The following is a 16,484-nucleotide window of genomic DNA, read 5'->3' as shown; positions in this document are numbered from 1 at the left end:
TGACTGAAACGAGTTCCACCATGGCGAATCCTGTCGCCACCTCGAGCTCCGGGAGACCTTCCCGACTCGGACCAGGCTCTTCATCTCTCGGAGCCGCAAGCGCCGTCGCCCTCACCCTTCTCGGGGTGGGGGCGGCGACCGCCGTCTACGGCACGATGATCGAGCGCCGGGCCTTCCGCCTGCGCCGCGTCGAGTCGCGCATCCTGCCGCCAGGCTCGGCCCCCTTGCGTGTACTGCACCTCAGCGACTTCCATGTCGCGCCGTGGCAGCGCAAGAAGCAGGACTTCGTGCGAGGCCTCGCCGCGCTGAAGCCCGACCTTGTCGTCGGCACCGGCGACAATCTGGGTCACGTCGACGCCATCCCCACGGTCGCGCACATGCTGGAGCCGTTCGAGGGCATCCCCTCGGTGCATGTCTACGGCTCGAACGACTACCTGGGCCCCGTGCTCAAGAACCCGTTCACCTATTTCGGACGCTCCGCGCACGTCGCGAAGAAGGCCCCGCACCTCGACACGAAGACCCTCACCGGGCACTTCAATCGCCTCGGATGGACGCCGCTCAACAACATGGCGGCCGTGCTCGAGGTTGCCGGCAGGCGCATCCGCTTCTTCGGTGTCAACGACCCGCATATCGAGGCCGACGACTTCGCGGCGGCGGGCAAAGCACTGCGGGAAGCGTCGGAGGGCCAGGACTGGGACCTCACCATCGGGCTCGCGCACGCCCCGTACCAGCGGGTGCTCAGCGGCCTCGTCGACCTCGGCGCGGATGCGATCTTCGCCGGTCACACCCACGGCGGCCAGGTCTGCGTGCCCGGCTACGGCGCACTCGTCACCAACTGCGACATCCCACGCGAGCAGGTCAAGGGCCTGAGCGCCTGGACCTCGCGCGGCCGCACGGCCGCACTCCACGTCTCCGCCGGCCTCGGCACGTCGATCTACGCTCCCGTGCGTTTCGCGTGCCCGCCGGAAGCGACCCTCCTGACCTTCCTACCCCGGGTATCGTGACGCCATGGCAACAAAGAAACGTGGAAGCTGGAAGCGCGGTCCGTTGACGCGCGTCCTCGGCCTGGTCGGGGTGAGCGGCCTCGCCGCCGTCCTGATCACCGCGCTCGTGACTCCGCTCGTCTCCGTCGCCAACATCGCGGAGAACAGCTCGATCAACCTCTTCGAGAGCCTCCCCGACTACCTGGAGATCAACGAGCTCCAGCAGGTCACCGAGCTCTACGCGAAGCAGGGCGGGCAGGACGTGAAGTTCGCCCAGTTCTACAACCAGAACCGCGTCGAGGTGCCGCTCGACAAGATCTCGCCATGGGTTCCGCTCGCGGCGATCTCGGTGGAGGACCCGCGCTTCCGTGAACACGACGGCGTCGACGTCATCTCCGCGGCCCGCGCGCTCGTCACGTCCGTCATCGGCGACGCCTCCGCAGGCGCCTCCACCATCACCATGCAGTGGGTCCGCAACGTGCGCGTGCAGGAGGCCGAGGCCATCCTCGACCCCGCCGAGAGCGAGAAGGCCTACATCGAGGCGACCGACCCGAACACGGGGCGAAAGCTGCAGGAGATGCGTCTCGCCATCGGTGTCGAGCAGCAGTACTCGAAGGACGAGATCCTCCAGGGCTACCTCAACATCGCCCTCTTCGGCGGCACCACGTACGGCATCGAGTCGGCCGCCCAGCGCTACTTCGGCAAGCCGGCGATCGACCTGAACCTGCAGGAGGCCGCAAGCCTGATCGCCATCGTGCAGGAGCCGAACGCCTACCGCCTCGACCGCGAAGAGAACATCGAGGGCAACAAAGAGCGCCGCGACTACATCCTGATGCGCATGATGGAGGAAGGCGCGATCGATCAGGCGACCTACGAGTCGACCATCGCGCTGCCTGTCGAGCCGAACGTCAAGGACCCGAACCACGGCTGCGAGTTCGCGGAGGGCAACGCCAAGTACTTCTGCAAGTTCGTGCAGCTGTCCGTGCTCCAGGACGAGGCGTTCGGCGCCACCGAGGCTGAGCGCAACTTCAACCTCGCCGGCAAGGGCTACAAGATCTACACGTCCCTCGACCTCGACATGCAGAGCGTCGCGACGCAGTCCATGCAGAACGCGGTGCCGTCGACCTACCCGGGAACCGACCTGGGCGCCGCGGCCTCCATGGTCGAGAACGGTACGGGACGCATCCTCGCGATGGTGCAGAACACCCAGTTCAGCGAGGTCGCAGAGAACCAGGAGCAGCCCGGCGTCACCTCCGTGAACTACAACGCGGACTACGAGTACGGCGGCTCGACGGGCTTCCAGACCGGATCGACGTACAAGATCTTCACGCTCGCCGAGTGGATCGCGTCGGGCAAGTCGCTCTACTCCTCGGTGCCCGGCCAGAACCGCACCTTCTACCTGGAGAACTTCTCCAACACGTGCGAGGCCGAATCCGACGGCCCGTGGGCACCGACCAACGACAGCGGCCAGCGCGTCGGCACCGTCTCCGTGAAGTCGGCGACGGCGTCGTCGATCAACACCGCCTACGTGACGATGGCCGAGCGCCTCGACCAGTGCCGCATCCGCGACACCGCGATGGCACTCGGCGGCCACCGCGCTGACGGGGCCATCAACCAGTCCGTTCCCGCCGCCATCCTGGGCGCCGCCAACGAGATGGCGCCGCTGTCCATGGCGACCGTCATGTCCGGCCTCGCGAACAACGGCGTCTCCTGCTCCCCCACGGGCATCGACCGCGTGACGCTGCCCGACGGCACGGAGGTCACCGGGCCCAAGTCACGCTGCATCCAGGCTGTCTCCCCGCAGGTCGCGGCCGGCGTCGACGAAGCCCTTGCTGGCGTCGTCAACGGGGGCACCGGCTCCCGGTCGAACCCGGGCATCGTGCCGCTCATCGGCAAGACGGGCACCACCGACAACGGCCTGCAGACGTGGATGGTCGGAGCGACGACGAAGGTCGGCCTCGCTGTCTGGGTCGGCAACGCCAACGGCCTCCTGCCGATGTACGACGTCGACCTGCCGCTCGCGGCGGGAAGCCAGACACGTCACGTGCTCTTCAACGACATCATCGGGCACGCGATGAGCACCTACGGGGGTGGAGACTTCCCCGAGTACGTCGAGGATGAGGACGCCCTGGTTCTCGCCACGATCCCAGACCTGACGGGACGCTCCACGGAAGAGGCGCGCCAGGTGCTCGAGAGCCTCGGCTTCGGCGTCTCGATCGGTCCTTCGGCCGACTCGGACCAGTCGCCTGGAAGCGTCGCGAACACCCTGCCGACAGCAAACACGCGTGTCGACAAGGGGACGACCGTCACCATCCACCCCTCCGCGCTCCCCGATGATTCGACGACCGGCCTGCTGGCTCCGGACGTGACCGGGAAGACGCAGGACGAGGCGACCTCGCTTCTGGCCGGTGCAGGGTTCACCGGAACAGTGACCGTCATCTCCGAGGCGAGCGCCACCGTTCCGAGCGGCCAGGTGATTCGCACGGATCCTGCAACGGGTACGCCGATCGAGCCGACCGGGCAGCTTCGCCTGTTCGTCTCGTCTGGCCCCTAGAAGTTTCCGTGGCTCGCGCCCTCGGTTGGCGGCGCGAGCCAGCTTCGGGTACTCTTGGGGAGTTCGCCGCTCGGCGGTGAGCGATCGGGGTGTGGCGCAGTTTGGTAGCGCGCTTCGTTCGGGACGAAGAGGTCGTGGGTTCAAATCCCGCTACCCCGACAGATTGGTCCGAGTTCGCAGTGCGAACTCGGACCTTTTTTGTGCGCGCGTCAGCGTATGCCTTGGCGGTCCGCGTCCTGGCAGTTCGCCAGCGCGAATCAGGTCATCTCCGGCGGAGCGTCCGGTTCCGTTCGACACGATCGGATCCGGCGGCGAGCTGGCGTTGCAGCATCCAGACGAAGGCGGCGGCGACGCCGATCCCAGGCACGTCGCGGAGGACGCTCATGCGAGACAGTCGGTCCAAGAGCTCCGCGATCTCGTCTGGGCTGTGGCCGGGTGCGTCCAGCTGCGCTTGGAGCGGGAGTGCCATGGCCGCGGTGACTCCGCAGATCGCGAGCTGGGCCGCGAAGGTGGCGACCACCAGGCCGCGCGGGACACGGGTCGGGCACCAGCGGATGAGAAGGCCGTTGAGCGCGGTAGCGGCCAGCAGCGGCACGGGCAGCCATGGGATCAGCCGCTTGCCGAAGTCTGCGTGGTAGGCCGCGAAGTCGTCGATGGCGATCAGGTTGTACCAGGAGGGGTAGGTGACATGACCCTCGAAGAGGCCGATGCCGGTCACGGCGAAGGTGAGCGTGAGCGCGCGCGGTCGAACCGGACCTGGACGAGCAGAGCGTGCTCGATCTGGTCTGGGTGCTCAACTCGCCCGAGGTCTACCTCCTCCAGGTCCGCGAGAACGGACTCACAGACGAGCAGTACCGCAACTGGCTGACCCAGACGCTGTTGGACAGCCTGACCGACCGACGCGGGACCGGTTCGGCAGGATGACCCTCGCCTGACCCGCGATGGCCTCCGGATGCGCTCGCCAGAGCCCCTCGGCGGCCATGGTGTAGCTTCGGCGCATGTCGAACGCGTGGGCGAAGTGCTGATTCCGGACGACCTCGTGCGGCGCCTCTCGGGGCGGCCCGCGGACATCGGAGATGACGGCGACGCCTGGCTGCGCCGACTGCCCTCGCTCATCGACGAGCGGCTCGACGCCTGGGATCTCTTGGTGGCTGGTGATACCCGCAATGGGCACAACGCGATCGTCATCCCGGTCACCCGGCGCGGTGAGCCGCAGATGCTGAAGCTCAGCTGGCCGCACCGGGAGGCGGCGTCCGAGCACCTCGGCCTGCGTCACTGGAACGGTGGAGGCATCGTGCGGCTGGCGGCCGCCCACCCCGCGGACTTCGCGCTGCTTCTCGAGCCCCTCGACTCCGATCGGAACCTGCACGGGATCGAGACCGATGACGCGTGCCTCGTGATCGGCGGCCTGCTGCGTCGGCTGAACGTCGCTCCCCCGCGCTCCGTTCCCGACTTCCGCGCGGAGGCGCGCGGGTGGATCGAGCCGCTGCGTGCGCATCCGCCGTCGGTGCCCCGCCGCTGGGTGGACCGGGCGCTCGACACGTTCGACGCCAGACCCTACGAGCCGAGGCTGCTGCATCTGGATCTGCACTTCGGCAACGTGCTCGCGGCGGGTCGGGAGCCGTGGCTGGCGATCGACCCGAAGCCCGTGGCGGGTCCGGCCGGCTTCGAGGTGTACCCCGCGCTGCGCACCCGCGTCGAGGACTACCGCGGCGGGTCGCTCACGCACGCCGAGGTGCGAAGCCGAGTCGAGCTCATCTGCGGCGAGGCCGGCATCAACCTCGACGATGCGAGAGAGTGGTGCATCGCGCACGCCGTGCTGAACGCCCACCAGGTCGCCGAGGAGGGATGGCCGACGCTCGTGACCATGCACCTGGCCATCGCGAAGGCGCTGTCGGACCTCTGAGTGCGCGCACCGCCCGCAGATGGGTCGTTCTCGCCCCGTTTCGAGCGTCGAAACGGGGTGAGAACGACCCATCCGGAGAGGATGCGCCGAGCGCAACCTCAGCCGCGCAGGATCCCTGCCGCGTAGGCGGCCTGACCGATGTGCTGGGCCGCGTCGTCGATGATGCTGACGAGGCGGGCGGCTCGCGTGACGGGCGGGTCCCAGTCCTCGTCGATGACCTCGCCGAGGGCGTCTGCACTGAGCGAGCGGATGTGCGCGCGCAGCGCATCCGTCGCGGCACGCAAGTAGTCGAGCAGCAGCGCCGCGTCGTCGACGGCCACGGCCCGCGCCTCGGCGGGCGTGTGCCCGTATCCGACTGAATCGCCCAGCTCGCCGAGCCCGAAGCGGGTGTCGAATCCTTGCGAGGACCAGACTTCCTCACCCTCGGTGAGCCCGGCGACCTGCGCGTCGATCTCGCGTCCCGTGTGCCAGAGCAGCCAGGCGATCGAGTTGTCGTGCCCGCCCGGGTGCGCGTTGAGCGCGTCGGGGTTCAGCTCGCTGGCGAGTCGCTCCGCGGCCTCGAGGGGGCGCCCGGCGAAGTCGTCGAGCACGTCGACCACGGACGCGCTCATGCGTGGGACCGCCCGAGGTGCACGAGGTCGTGGCCCGCTTCGATGGGCTCGAGGTTGGGTCCCGGAGGGGTGCCGTCGCCGAACGGGGAGCCGCCGAGCTGCTCGCGGAAGTGCGGCAGGTTCCAGTTGTGCAGCTCTGGGCCCGCTGGCACGATGCCGCTCGGATTGATGTCGCGGTGCACCTCGTAGTAATGGCGCTTGATGTCGACGAAGTCGGTGGTGTCGCCGAAGCCGGGGGTCTGGAAGAGGTCCCGCGCGTAGGCCCACAGCACCGGCATCTCGCTGAGCTTCTGCCGGTTGCACTTGAAGTGGCCGTGGTAGACGGCGTCGAAGCGGGCGAGCGTCGTGAAGAGTCGAACGTCGGCTTCGGTGATGGTGTCGCCCATGAGGTAGCGGCGGGTCTCGAGCCGTTCGGAGACGATGTCGAGCGCCGAGAAGAGCCGGTCGTAGGCCTCGTCGTAGGCCTCCTGCGAGCCCGCGAAGCCGCACCGGTAGACGCCGTTGTTGATCTCCGTGTAGATGTGCTTCATGACGGCGTCCATCTCGTCGCGCAGCGGCTCCGGGTAGAGGTCGGGCGCCCCGTCGCGGTGGAACTCGGTCCACTCGGTCGAGAAGTCGAGCGTGATCCACGGGTAGTCGTTGGTGACGACTCCGCCGCTCGGCACATCCACGATCGCGGGCACCGTGATGCCGCGCGGGTAGTCGGGGAAGCGAGTGAGGTAGGCGTCCTGGATGCGCGGGATGCGGAGCACGGGGTCGAGACCGTCCGGGTCCTTGTCGAACGTCCAGGAGCGCTTGTCGTGCACGGGTCCGCAGACGCCCATCGAGATCGCGTCCTCGAGGCCGAGGAGGCGGCGGACGATGATGGCGCGGTTCGCCCAGGGGCAGGCGCGGGCCACGACGAGTCGGTAGCGGCCGGCTTCGACGGGCCAGGTCTGGATGCCGTCGCCCACCGGGCGTGCGTCCTTCGTGATGCGGTCGCCGATGTAGTTCGTGTCGCGGTCGAAGGGCTGACCCGCTTTCGAGTACACGCCCTGCTCTGCCGCTTCTTCGCGGGCTTCTTCGCCGTCTGGCCGTGCATCCTGCGTCGCCTGAGTCATGTCGCAATCCTAGGAAGCGGATGTGGATGCTCCCTGGGGGCGAAAGTGCGGGGTGGTAGGGCGTCAGGCTGCGGGAATAATTTCACTGGCCCAAGACATAACTAAAGTGTCGTCCTGCGCCTGCCGGGCGATGCGATTCAACGAAGGAGCAGCATGTCCCGGTTCACCAACAAGGTCGTTCTGATCACTGGCGGAGGGTCCGGCCTCGGCCGCGCGACCGCCGTCCGCGTCGCGAGCGAGGGTGGGAAGCTCGCGCTCGTCGACATCTCCGAGCAGGGTCTCGAGGCGAGCAAGGCCGCCATCCGCGAAGCTGCGCCAGACGCCGAGGTCTTCACGACGACCGCGGACGTCTCGAGCGAAGCCGAGACCGAGGCGTACGTCGCGGCCACCGTGGAGCACTTCGGCCGTATCGACGGCTTCTTCAACAACGCCGGCATCGAGGGCCGCCAGAACCTCACCGAGGACTTCGGCGCCGAGGAGTTCGAGCGGGTCGTCTCCATCAACCTCCGCGGCGTCTTCCTCGGTCTCGAGAAGGTGCTCAAGGTCATGCGCGAGCAGGGCTCCGGCTACGTCGTGAACACGGCTTCCGTCGGCGGCATCCGCGGCGTCGGCAACCAGTCCGGCTACGCCGCCGCGAAGCACGGAGTCGTCGGCCTGACCCGCAACTCGGCCGTCGAGTACGGCCAGTTCGGCGTGCGCATCAACGCCATCGCGCCCGGCGCGATCTGGACCCCGATGGTCGAGAACTCCATGCGTCAGCTCGACGCCGAGAACCCCAAGAAGGCGGCAGAGCAGTTCATCCAGATCAACCCGACGAAGCCTACGGACAGCCGGAGGAGATCGCGTCCGTCGTCGCGTTCCTCCTCTCGGACGACGCGAGCTACATCAACGCGGCAGTCGTGCCGATCGACGGCGGGCAGTCCGCGAAGTACTAACCGGGCGCTGATCTCGGAACGGGGCGGCGGGCCCGACCGTCAGCAGGCCACGGGTCTACGCTGACGGCATGACCGCCGCCCCGTCCCCAGATGTCGACGCCTACTTCGCCGAGCTCGAGCATCCGCAGAAGGACGTCGCGGTTGGCCTGCGCGAGTTGCTTCTCGACGCGCATCCCGCCGTCGTCGAGAGCATCAAGTGGAAGGCACCGAACTACGAGGTTGCCGACGACTTCGCCACCCTCAACCTGCGGCGCCCGAGCGCCGTGCAGCTCGTGCTCCACACGGGCGCGAAGGTGAAGCCGGAGCATCCGGAGATCGTGGTTTCCACTCCCCCGAAGCTGCTCACATGGCCCGGCCGGCACCGGGCCGTCGCGTCGTTCTCGAGCCTCGCCGAGTTCGAAGACGCCCGCGAGGCGCTGGCCGGCATCGTGCGGTCCTGGGCCGAGCAGGTCGAGGCCTGACCGACCGCGGACCCTGCAGCGTGCGGCCCCAGAGCACCGCCGCTCAGCGCGCCGAGGTGTAGCTGTTCCCCGCGGCCGGGACGCCGCCGAAGATCTGGTCGATGGTGACGAGCACGAACCCTCGGTCGTGCAGGCCCGTGAGGATCTCGGGCACCGCATCCACCGTCGAGTCGTGGATGTCGTGCATGAGAATGATCGAGCCCGCCTCGGCTTCGTTCGCTCCGCGGTCGACGATCGTCTCGTGCGGCGGCCCCTCCCAGTCGAGGGTGTCGATGTCCCAGAGGATCGAGGGCATGCCGACTTTCGTGAGCACACGCGCGTCGACGTCGCCGTACGGGGGCCGGAAGACGCTCGGCCGCTCGCCGGTCGCGGCGAGGATGGCGTCGTTCGTCTTCTTGACCTCTTCCTCGATCTTCTTGTCGTCGAGGGTCGTGAACTGCGGATGCGACCACGAGTGGTTGCCGAGCTGGTGCCCGTCGTCGTCGATCTGCCGTGCGATCTCCGGATAGCGCTGCACGTTGGGGCCGACGAGAAAGAAGGTGGCGGTCGCGTCCTGCTCGCGGAGCTGCCCGAGCAGGGTCTCCGTGATCGGCGCTGGTCCGTCGTCGAAGGTGAGGGCGACGCACGCGAACAGCTCGCAGTTGACATCGCGCTCCCCCGCCGGCGGCCGTTCGCCAGCGAGCAGCGGTTGCGGCGTCGCGGAGGCCGCGACGAGCTCGCGGCCGAGGTCGGTGAGCATGGGGGCCGCCGCATCCGGTGCGATGTGGATGCTCGGGAAACGGTGCGAGATCGGCTCGCCGACCACCAGCGTCGTCTCACCGTCCGGGGAGACCGGCGGGGCCGCGTCCGCGCCGCCGGACACATCCATCTCGGGGGTGAGCAGCCCGGCGGGGATGCCGATGCGCAACCCGCCGTCTGGCGTCGGCGTGACGTCGGCGAAGCCCTGCGCGAGCACGGCGGCGTTGGCCTCGCTCGGCGGCGCGACCTGCGTGTCCCAGAGCGCTCCGAGCTCGCGGCGCGCGGCGAGCACGAGCTCGTTCCAGATCGAGAGCGCCGCGTCTGCCGTGATGACGTCGGCCCCGCCTGCTTGCTGCGCCGTGGCCGTGTCGGCGAAGAACACGAAGCTCTCGTCGCGGGTCACGGCCGGCGTCGCGCCGACGGTGCCCTCGACGACGCGCACGCGCTCGCCGAACTCGCTGCCACTCGCCACCACGATCTCGCAGGTGATGACCAGCGCCTCCCCTTCGGCGGCGCCTCCCTGCGCGAGCACTTCCGCCGCGGGGGTACTGCTCGAACCTGCTTCGCAGCCGCGGCTGCCGAGCCCGGCACCGGCCGCGGCGGCCTCCGGCTCGTAGACCGTGCCGAGACGTGATGCGAACGCGCCGACGGTGTCGATGACGAGCAAGCGGATGCGCGTGTTCAGGTCGGTCTGGCCCGGCACCTCCGTCCACCTCGCGTCCACCGCCGGCGCCGAATCGCGGATGCGGTAGTGATCGAGCGGGGTCGCGCCAGCCTCCGCGCCGGCGACGTCGCCGGTGGTCTCATCGAAGCTCGTGACGGCGGCGCGCACGGGCGGCTGCCAGGCGAGATCGGGTGCTGGCGTGCAGGCCGCGAGCGCGAAGGTGGCCACGCCGAGCATCGCGACGCCGAGCAGGCGCCGGACAGGGCGGCGCTTGGAGCGCTGTCGGGATGCATCCGTCATGCGACCGGCCCGCCGATGCTCTCGAGGATCTGGGCGATCGCCGGACGGTAGCGGTCGAGGTCGTCGGCGCTGGCGCTGAACTGCACCGACGCGTTCGGCGAGACGGCGCCCGGGCTCGACACGGCCGCGGCCCCGACCATCACACCGGGTGCGCCCTGCCCCTCGGCGGCGGGCTGCCCGTACTCGTAGCTGCCGTGGCGAACCGAGAGCCCGTCCTTCGGGGCCTCGTCGATCCAGAACAGGCTGCCGAGCCCGGAGGTCAGGGCCCCCTCGGGCACCTCGCCGTCGCGCACGAGCGATTCGGCGGCCTCCCCGGCTGCGGCGTCGGAGGCATCCACCATGGACAGCGGCTGCGCCGGCACCCGCAGGGTGATCTCGAGGCGCGCATCCGGGCTGCGAAGCGTGACGACGTCTGTTCCGAAGTAGTGGGGCACGATGACCCACCCGGTCGGCGCGACGACCGAGACTCCCGTCTCCCCTCCGCCCACGGCGACCGTCTCGTCGGCTTCCGCCGCTCGGCTCGTCATCTGCGTGAGCAGCGAGCCTCCGAAGAAGAACCCGAGCACCGCGAGCGCAGCGACCAGCACGACGCCGAGCGCGACGTACAGCCAGGGGCTGCTGCGCGTGCGCTCGGGGGCTGCGTGATGCGGGGTCGTCATCGGAGGCTCCGGACTGTCGGGGGGCGCGGACGGATGCACCCAGGCTACTGACTCGAGAGCGCTTCCGATCGGCTCTCACGCGGAAGTTCGTGCCTCTCGCTGCGCCGGGGGCGGACCTGTGGTCGCTTCACCGGCGCGGGAGCAACCACAACTCAGTCCTGGTCTCGCAAGGGGAGGCGGTCTCGGAGCGCGGCGAGGAGGACATCGAGGGCCAGCTCGAACGAGCGCTCGACGCGTTCAGAACCCGATCGGGAGGCAGCGAGGAGCTTCCCGAAGAGCTGGGTGGGTGCCTCCGGCTGCCAGACCTGTTCCGGCGAGGCCAGCTCCAACCCGAAACCGAGGGCGAACGCGTCGATCATGCCGACGAGGGTGAGGATCTCGTCGTCGGGGAATCCGCCGGACTGCAGCGCCACGGCGAGGTCGTCGTAGGCGTCGATCACCGTTGGGCTCGTGATGGTCTTCCCGATGAGGAAGGGGAGGAGTGCCGGATGGTCGGCGTACATGCGCCGCTGTCGGCGCACGACATCCTCCACGAACGCGTCCCACGGTTGATCGGCGGGCAGCGTGCGATACCGCTCGACGAGGCGGCCACGCATGAGCTCGACGATGTCGTCGAGCCCGGAGACGTGCTTGTACAGCGAGGACGGCCGCACGCCCAGCTTGCGGGCGATGGCGTTGACGCCGAACGGCTCGCCTCCCTCGACCAGCTCGAGGCCGGCGTCCGCGATGAGGGTTGGCGTGAGGCCCACGATCCTGCGTCCGTCCATCCACTCGCTCCTTCGCGCGCCGCGACGTTGTGCATCCGATTCGGGCATTCGAGGAAAATGTTCGGGATGACTACCGCTCGAGCCCGTCTCCGTGCATACTAGCGAACACCATTCGCTGGCGAATGGTGTTCGCCAAACGTTCGTCTCAACGACGCATCACGACTTTGCACGCAGCGACCCGGCCCCGGCCGAGCCCAGACCCCACTGGAGCCCCATGACAACTGCAGCCGAACTCAGCACACGGGTGCCCCTGCGCTTCGCGCCGGCCTCCGCGACGTTCGCCATCGCGATCGCGGGGTACCTCGCCGTGAACCTGTCGCCCTACATGATCAGCGCGGCACAGGAGGCGATCGGCCTCGATGTGCTCGCCGCGAGCTGGCTCGTCACGGGCACGCTCCTCCTGACCGCCGTCGCGGGCCTTGCCGCCGCGGGCCTCTGCGCCGGGAGGCGTCGGCACCTGGTCGCCCGCATCGGGCTCGGCATCGCGACGCTCGGCTTCCTCGCTGCGGCCCTCGTCCCGGCGCTCACCATTCCCGGCCTGCTGATCGGCGGCGTCGGAGCGGGCGGCGCCGTGGCCTCCGCCGGAGCGGCGATGGCGTCGTTCCGGAACCCGGATCGTGTCGCGGGATGGAACGGCTTCGCGAACCGAGGCGTCATCACGATCGTCCTCGCAGTCCTCCCCATCCTCGGACTCGCGCCCCTCAACGTCTTCGGCGCGCTCGCGCTCTTCTCAGCCATCGGCCTGGTCGTGACGACGTGGCTCCCCCGCGCACCCATCCTCGACCAGGGCGCCAGCCTCGGAACGGCAGGGGCCGCGACGGGCGAGGCCATGCCCATCGAGATCCCGCCGACCGGCGCGATCCGCACCCAGAGCGCCGCGCCCTCGCGCCTCCTCACGATCAGCGGCTTCGTCCTGCTCATCGTCTTCGCCCTCTGGGCCGCGAGCGAGGATTCGCTGTGGGCCATGATCGGCATCATCGGCGCGGAGACCAGCGGCCTGACGCCGGAGGGGCTGGGCATCGCCCTCTCCGGCGCCACCGCGGGCGGGCTCCTCGGTTCGCTCGCGCTCATGGCGGTCGGCAACCGCCTCGGCCGTGCCGTCCCGCTTGTTGTCCTGCTGGTGCTGGGCGGCATCCTCAAGATCGTGCAGGGCACGCTCACCGACGAGACGGCGCTCATCGTGGCGTTCGTCGCCTGGAACTCGATCTACGCCGTCGCGTTCATGTACTTCCTGTCGACGGCGGCGGCGCTGGATGCTCGCGGCCGCTGGTCGGGACCGCTGCTGTCGGTGTACCTCGTCGGCTCGGCCCTCACGCCCCTCATCGGCGCCAGCCTGAGCGAGCTCCTCGGGGCGCAGGGCTTCACGCTGGCGCTCGGCATCACGAGCTTCGTCCTCGCCGTGCCGACCGGCATCATCGCGGCCATCTCCACTCGCACCGAACGATCCATCCCGAACACCGCGGAGGCACTCGCATGACCACCACCCTCTACCTGAACGGCCGCGTCTTCCAGGGCACCGCATCCGCTGATCCCATGGATGACGTGGACGCGAGCGCGTTTGTCGTGCGTGACGGCGCGTTCGCGTTCGTCGGCGACGAGGCGGATGCGCGTGCCTTCGCTGCGGAGCCAGACGTGACCGTCGACCTCGGCGGGCAGCTGGTGCTCCCCGGCATCACGGATGCGCACACGCACCTCGTCATGATGGGCGAGGCACTTGGGCAGGTCGGGCTCACGGACGCGCGCGATCTCGCCGAGGTTCAGCGCCTGCTCGCGGAGGCTCGGGCCGCTGACCCGGATGCGAGGGTCCTTCGGGGTCGGGGTTGGCTTTTCGACTCGATCCCCGGCGGCGCCCCGACAGCGGCGATGATCGACGAGGTCGTGGCCGATGTGCCCGTGTACCTCGACGCCAACGACTACCACTCGTGCTGGGTGAACAGCGCGGCGCTGCGCGAGCTCGGCATCACTCGTGAGACGCCGGACCCGAGCGGCGGACGCATCGAGCGCGACGCCGACGGGGAGCCGAACGGCATGCTCTACGAGACCGCCGCGGTCGAGTACGCGTGGGTGCAGCGCGACCTCGCGATGACCGACGCCGACCGCGACGCCGCTGTTGAACGCGTGCTCGCCGCCTACAGCGAGGCCGGGGTGACGGGAGTCGTCGACATGGCGCTCAACGAGGTCGCCCTCGATGCGCTGCAGCGCGCCGCCGACCGCCGTGAGGGCCAGCTTCCACTGCGGGTCGCCGCGCACTGGCTTGTGTCCAATGCCGACGACGATGTTGCGAACCTCGAGCAGGTCGAGCGCGCCAGGGCGCTCGCGGAGCAACACACGTCCCCGTGGCTGCGGGTCGTCGGCATCAAGCTCATCCTCGACGGCACGATCGACGCCTGCACGGCGGCCATGAGCCAGCCGTACTCGGACGGCTCGAACGCCGACGCCATCTGGCCTGTGGAACGTCTGTTCCCCGTGGTCGCGGCCTCTGATGCGGCTGGCCTGCAGGTCGCGATGCACGCCATCGGAGACGCCGCGAGCACGATGGCGCTGGATGCGCTCGAGCACGCGTTCGAGGCGAACGGCGCCATCGAGCGCCGACACCGCATCGAGCACCTCGAGTACGCCGCGCCCGGCACGGCGGAGCGCATGGCTGACCTCGGCATCACCGCATCCATGCAGCCCGTGCACGCCGACCCGGCGATCCTCGACAACTGGATCGCGCAGCTCGACGACGACCGTGTGGAGCGCGGCTTCGCGTGGCACGAGTACGAAGACGCGCAGGCGACGCTCGCGTTCTCGACGGATGCGCCCACCGCCCCCTACGGTCCGCTCGCGAACCTGTACGTCGCGGCGACCCGCGAGTCGGCGCTCGACCCGAGCTTCCCTGCCGCGCAGATACTTGGCCGCACGGTGCCGATCGAGCGCGCGATCGTGCACGCGACGAGGGATGCGGCCGCCTCGGTCGGCGACGCGGACTGGCGTGGCGAGATCCGCGAGGGACTCGCCGCCGACTTCTTCGTCGTCGACACGGACGTGCTGAGCGAGCCCGCCGCGAGCCTGCTCACGGCACGGACGGTGCTGACGGTTGTCGCCGGGCGGGTGACGTTCGAGGCCGGACGTCGCGCCTAACCGAGGACAGGTGATCGCGCAGAAACGGGGTCAGGACCACACGGGAAGCAGCGCTGGCCGCCCCAAGTGTGCGCACAGGAGCGAGTACTCGCCCCGCCTACTTGTCGTAGACCTCACGCCGGTGGCCAGCGTGAACGATCACCACGGTCAAGACGTCGTCCTGAATGCGATACAGCACGCGGTAATCACCGGTCCGAACGCGCCACTCAGGGCGTCCGGTGAGCTTCTTCGCGGCAGGTGGTCGTGGGTCCTCCGCGAGCAGCTCGACCGCGGCCTGGATGCGACGCTTCGCCTCCGGCGGGAGCTTCTTGATGGCTCTGGCCGCCGCCGGGAGGACCAGGATCTGGTAGCTCACAGAGCGAGGCCGAGGTCACGCTTGACGGCATCCCACGGAATCGGCTCCTCCCCCAGCGCCTCGGTCTCTTCCCACGCAGCGTCCACTGCTCGAATGTCCGCGAGTTCCTCTGCGTCCTCGAGGAGCTGCTGCAACTGGGCGGCGTCGATCACGGCCGCGACGGGCCGGTTCCGCCGAGTCAGGTACACGGGCTCGAGGCGCGCGTCGTCGATGATCGAGGCCAGGCGAGCACGGGCATCGGTGATAGCGATCTGACTCATGGGGACAGCGTACGTCGAATCGAAGAAAACGTACAGAGTGCGCGATAATGCACTAAAAGTTCGAGACCTGGGAGGCGATCTGAGGTTGCCCCTACCCGAGCAGTTCCACACCCGCCTCCGCGACAACCGCCCGCACCTCGTCGAGGTACCGCTGCGCCTGCTCGGTGAGGGGGATCGCGGAGTGGCCGATCCAGCCGATCTCGATACGTTCATCCACCTCCAGGGGCACGGCGACGATGCCAGGGTCGAGGTCGTCGCTGATGATGCCGGTCGAGATGGTGTAGCCGTCGAGGCCGATCATGAGGTTGAAGATCGTCGCCCGGTCGGAGACGCGGATCTCCCGTCTGCTCGACAGGGTCGAGAGGATCTCCTCGGCGAAGTAGAACGAGTTGTTCGCGCCCTGATCGAAGGTGAGGCGCGGCAGGTCAGCCAAGTCGTCGAGCGTCGCACGCTTCCGGGACGCGAGCGGGTTCCGCCGCGAGACGAAGATGTGCGGCTGCGCGAGGAACAGCGGATGGAACACCAGACCTGAATCCCGCAGCAGCTTGTCGATGACGTTGCCGTTGAAGTCGTTCCGGTAGAGGAGACCGAGCTCGCTGCGGAGCGTCCGCACGTCCTCGATGATCTCCCACGTGCGGGTCTCGCGCAGCGAGAACTCGTACTCGGCCGCCCCGGTCGCCTTCACCATCCGCACGAACGCATCCACCGCGAACGAGTAGTGCTGCGCCGACACCCCGAGCAGACGCCGCGACGGCGGACGGCCCAGGTACCGCTGCTCGAGGAGTGCCATCTGCTCGACCACCTGCTTCGCGTACCGGAGGAACTCGGTGCCGTCGGTGGTGAGCGAGACGCCGCGCGCCGACCGGACGAGGAGGGCGCGACCCACGCGCGCCTCGAGGTCCTTCATCGCCGCCGACATCGTCGGCTGGGCGACAAAGAGGACGTCGGCGGCGGCGCTGATCGAGCGCTCCGCGGCGACCTCCACGAAGTAGTGGAGCTGCTGCAGGGTCACGCCGTTCGATCGCCGACTCATAGCCCAAAACTATAGTGACGAATAGTTGCGACGGA

17 protein-coding genes, 1 tRNA gene and 1 pseudogene are annotated in these 16,484 nt (G+C 69.0%); 10 read left to right on the top strand and 9 right to left on the bottom strand.

The genetic code is table 11. From position 1 onward, the window contains the following. Positions 1-20 precede the first annotated feature (20 nt). From ABVF28_RS04795 to ABVF28_RS04785, 3 genes are all read left to right on the top strand, one after another. The gene (locus ABVF28_RS04795; protein WP_146080837.1) at positions 21-1,004 is read left to right on the top strand and encodes a metallophosphoesterase; all 984 of its coding nucleotides are present in this window, start codon (positions 21-23) and stop codon (positions 1,002-1,004) included. Between the two features lie 4 nt (positions 1,005-1,008). After that, entirely contained in the window at positions 1,009-3,537 is a 2,529-nt protein-coding gene (locus ABVF28_RS04790) for a transglycosylase domain-containing protein (RefSeq protein ID WP_371029665.1), read from the top strand. An 85-nt stretch (positions 3,538-3,622) separates the two neighbouring features. Beyond that, positions 3,623-3,696 (top strand) — tRNA-Pro (locus ABVF28_RS04785). Positions 3,697-3,799: 103 nt separating this feature from the next. Here the strand turns inward: ABVF28_RS04785 and ABVF28_RS04780 are convergent. Beyond that, positions 3,800-4,255, bottom strand: a complete 456-nt coding sequence (locus ABVF28_RS04780; protein WP_371029664.1) for a hypothetical protein — start codon at positions 4,253-4,255, stop codon at positions 3,800-3,802. A gap of 53 nt (positions 4,256-4,308) precedes the next feature. On the opposite strand from ABVF28_RS04780, the gene ABVF28_RS04775 reads away from it, so the two are divergent. Together ABVF28_RS04775 and ABVF28_RS04770 are read left to right on the top strand one after the other, a co-directional pair. Next, the gene (locus ABVF28_RS04775) at positions 4,309-4,461 is read left to right on the top strand and encodes a hypothetical protein (protein ID WP_371029663.1); all 153 of its coding nucleotides are present in this window, start codon (positions 4,309-4,311) and stop codon (positions 4,459-4,461) included. Between the two features lie 85 nt (positions 4,462-4,546). Next, positions 4,547-5,443 (top strand): aminoglycoside phosphotransferase family protein, encoded by an 897-nt coding sequence (locus tag ABVF28_RS04770; protein ID WP_371029662.1) that lies wholly within the window; start codon positions 4,547-4,549, stop codon positions 5,441-5,443. A 98-nt stretch (positions 5,444-5,541) separates the two neighbouring features. Here ABVF28_RS04770 and ABVF28_RS04765 read toward each other — a convergent pair whose 3' ends face one another. After that, complete coding sequence (locus ABVF28_RS04765) at positions 5,542-6,054, bottom strand: DinB family protein (RefSeq protein WP_371029661.1); 513 nt, start codon at positions 6,052-6,054, stop codon at positions 5,542-5,544. Next, positions 6,051-7,154, bottom strand: a complete 1,104-nt coding sequence (locus ABVF28_RS04760; RefSeq protein ID WP_371029660.1) for a glutathione S-transferase family protein — start codon at positions 7,152-7,154, stop codon at positions 6,051-6,053. The genes ABVF28_RS04765 and ABVF28_RS04760 overlap by 4 nt, the downstream gene beginning before the upstream one ends. A gap of 153 nt (positions 7,155-7,307) precedes the next feature. Between ABVF28_RS04760 and ABVF28_RS04755 the strand changes: the two are divergent. The 3 genes and pseudogenes from ABVF28_RS04755 to ABVF28_RS04745 all read left to right on the top strand — a co-directional run. Continuing rightward, positions 7,308-7,850: pseudogene (locus tag ABVF28_RS04755) on the top strand (SDR family NAD(P)-dependent oxidoreductase); the annotation flags it as partial. 29 nt (positions 7,851-7,879) lie between these two features. Continuing rightward, positions 7,880-8,089 carry an SDR family oxidoreductase gene (locus ABVF28_RS04750; protein WP_371029739.1) on the top strand — a complete coding sequence of 70 codons (210 nt, stop codon included), beginning with the start codon at positions 7,880-7,882 and terminating at the stop codon, positions 8,087-8,089. 68 nt (positions 8,090-8,157) lie between these two features. Then, the gene (locus ABVF28_RS04745; RefSeq protein WP_371029659.1) at positions 8,158-8,550 is read left to right on the top strand and encodes a DUF1801 domain-containing protein; all 393 of its coding nucleotides are present in this window, start codon (positions 8,158-8,160) and stop codon (positions 8,548-8,550) included. A 43-nt stretch (positions 8,551-8,593) separates the two neighbouring features. On the opposite strand, the gene ABVF28_RS04740 is transcribed toward ABVF28_RS04745, so the two are convergent. From ABVF28_RS04740 to ABVF28_RS04730, 3 genes are all read right to left on the bottom strand, one after another. Then, complete coding sequence (locus tag ABVF28_RS04740; protein WP_371029658.1) at positions 8,594-10,252, bottom strand: polysaccharide deacetylase family protein; 1,659 nt, start codon at positions 10,250-10,252, stop codon at positions 8,594-8,596. Then, positions 10,249-10,911, bottom strand: coding sequence for a hypothetical protein (locus ABVF28_RS04735; protein WP_371029657.1), 663 nt, complete (start codon positions 10,909-10,911; stop codon positions 10,249-10,251). The genes ABVF28_RS04740 and ABVF28_RS04735 overlap by 4 nt, the downstream gene beginning before the upstream one ends. Before the next feature lie 152 nt (positions 10,912-11,063). Next, positions 11,064-11,678, bottom strand: a complete 615-nt coding sequence (locus ABVF28_RS04730; protein ID WP_371029656.1) for a TetR/AcrR family transcriptional regulator — start codon at positions 11,676-11,678, stop codon at positions 11,064-11,066. A 214-nt stretch (positions 11,679-11,892) separates the two neighbouring features. Here ABVF28_RS04730 and ABVF28_RS04725 point away from each other — a divergent pair, with 214 nt between their 5' ends. Together ABVF28_RS04725 and ABVF28_RS04720 are read left to right on the top strand one after the other, a co-directional pair. Beyond that, complete coding sequence (locus ABVF28_RS04725; RefSeq protein WP_371029655.1) at positions 11,893-13,155, top strand: MFS transporter; 1,263 nt, start codon at positions 11,893-11,895, stop codon at positions 13,153-13,155. Then, positions 13,152-14,801 carry an amidohydrolase gene (locus ABVF28_RS04720; protein WP_371029654.1) on the top strand — a complete coding sequence of 550 codons (1,650 nt, stop codon included), beginning with the start codon at positions 13,152-13,154 and terminating at the stop codon, positions 14,799-14,801. The genes ABVF28_RS04725 and ABVF28_RS04720 overlap by 4 nt, the downstream gene beginning before the upstream one ends. Before the next feature lie 97 nt (positions 14,802-14,898). Here the strand turns inward: ABVF28_RS04720 and ABVF28_RS04715 are convergent, their stop codons facing one another. The 3 genes from ABVF28_RS04715 to ABVF28_RS04705 all read right to left on the bottom strand — a co-directional run bounded on the left by ABVF28_RS04715 (position 14,899) and on the right by ABVF28_RS04705 (position 16,449). Then, a complete protein-coding gene (locus ABVF28_RS04715; protein WP_104252160.1) occupies positions 14,899-15,156 on the bottom strand; it encodes a type II toxin-antitoxin system RelE/ParE family toxin in 258 nt (85 codons plus the stop codon). Continuing rightward, positions 15,153-15,416, bottom strand: coding sequence for a type II toxin-antitoxin system Phd/YefM family antitoxin (locus ABVF28_RS04710; protein ID WP_104252159.1), 264 nt, complete (start codon positions 15,414-15,416; stop codon positions 15,153-15,155). The genes ABVF28_RS04715 and ABVF28_RS04710 overlap by 4 nt, the downstream gene beginning before the upstream one ends. A gap of 91 nt (positions 15,417-15,507) precedes the next feature. Beyond that, on the bottom strand, positions 15,508-16,449 hold the full coding sequence (locus tag ABVF28_RS04705) for a LysR family transcriptional regulator (protein WP_271984368.1): 942 nt from the start codon (positions 16,447-16,449) through the stop codon (positions 15,508-15,510). Positions 16,450-16,484 lie beyond the last annotated feature (35 nt).

The sequence above is a fragment of the Pseudoclavibacter sp. JSM 162008 genome (assembly GCF_041366455.1).
Classification (GTDB): Bacteria; Actinomycetota; Actinomycetes; order Actinomycetales; family Microbacteriaceae; genus Pseudoclavibacter.
This window is presented reverse-complemented; position numbering and strand designations above follow the sequence as displayed.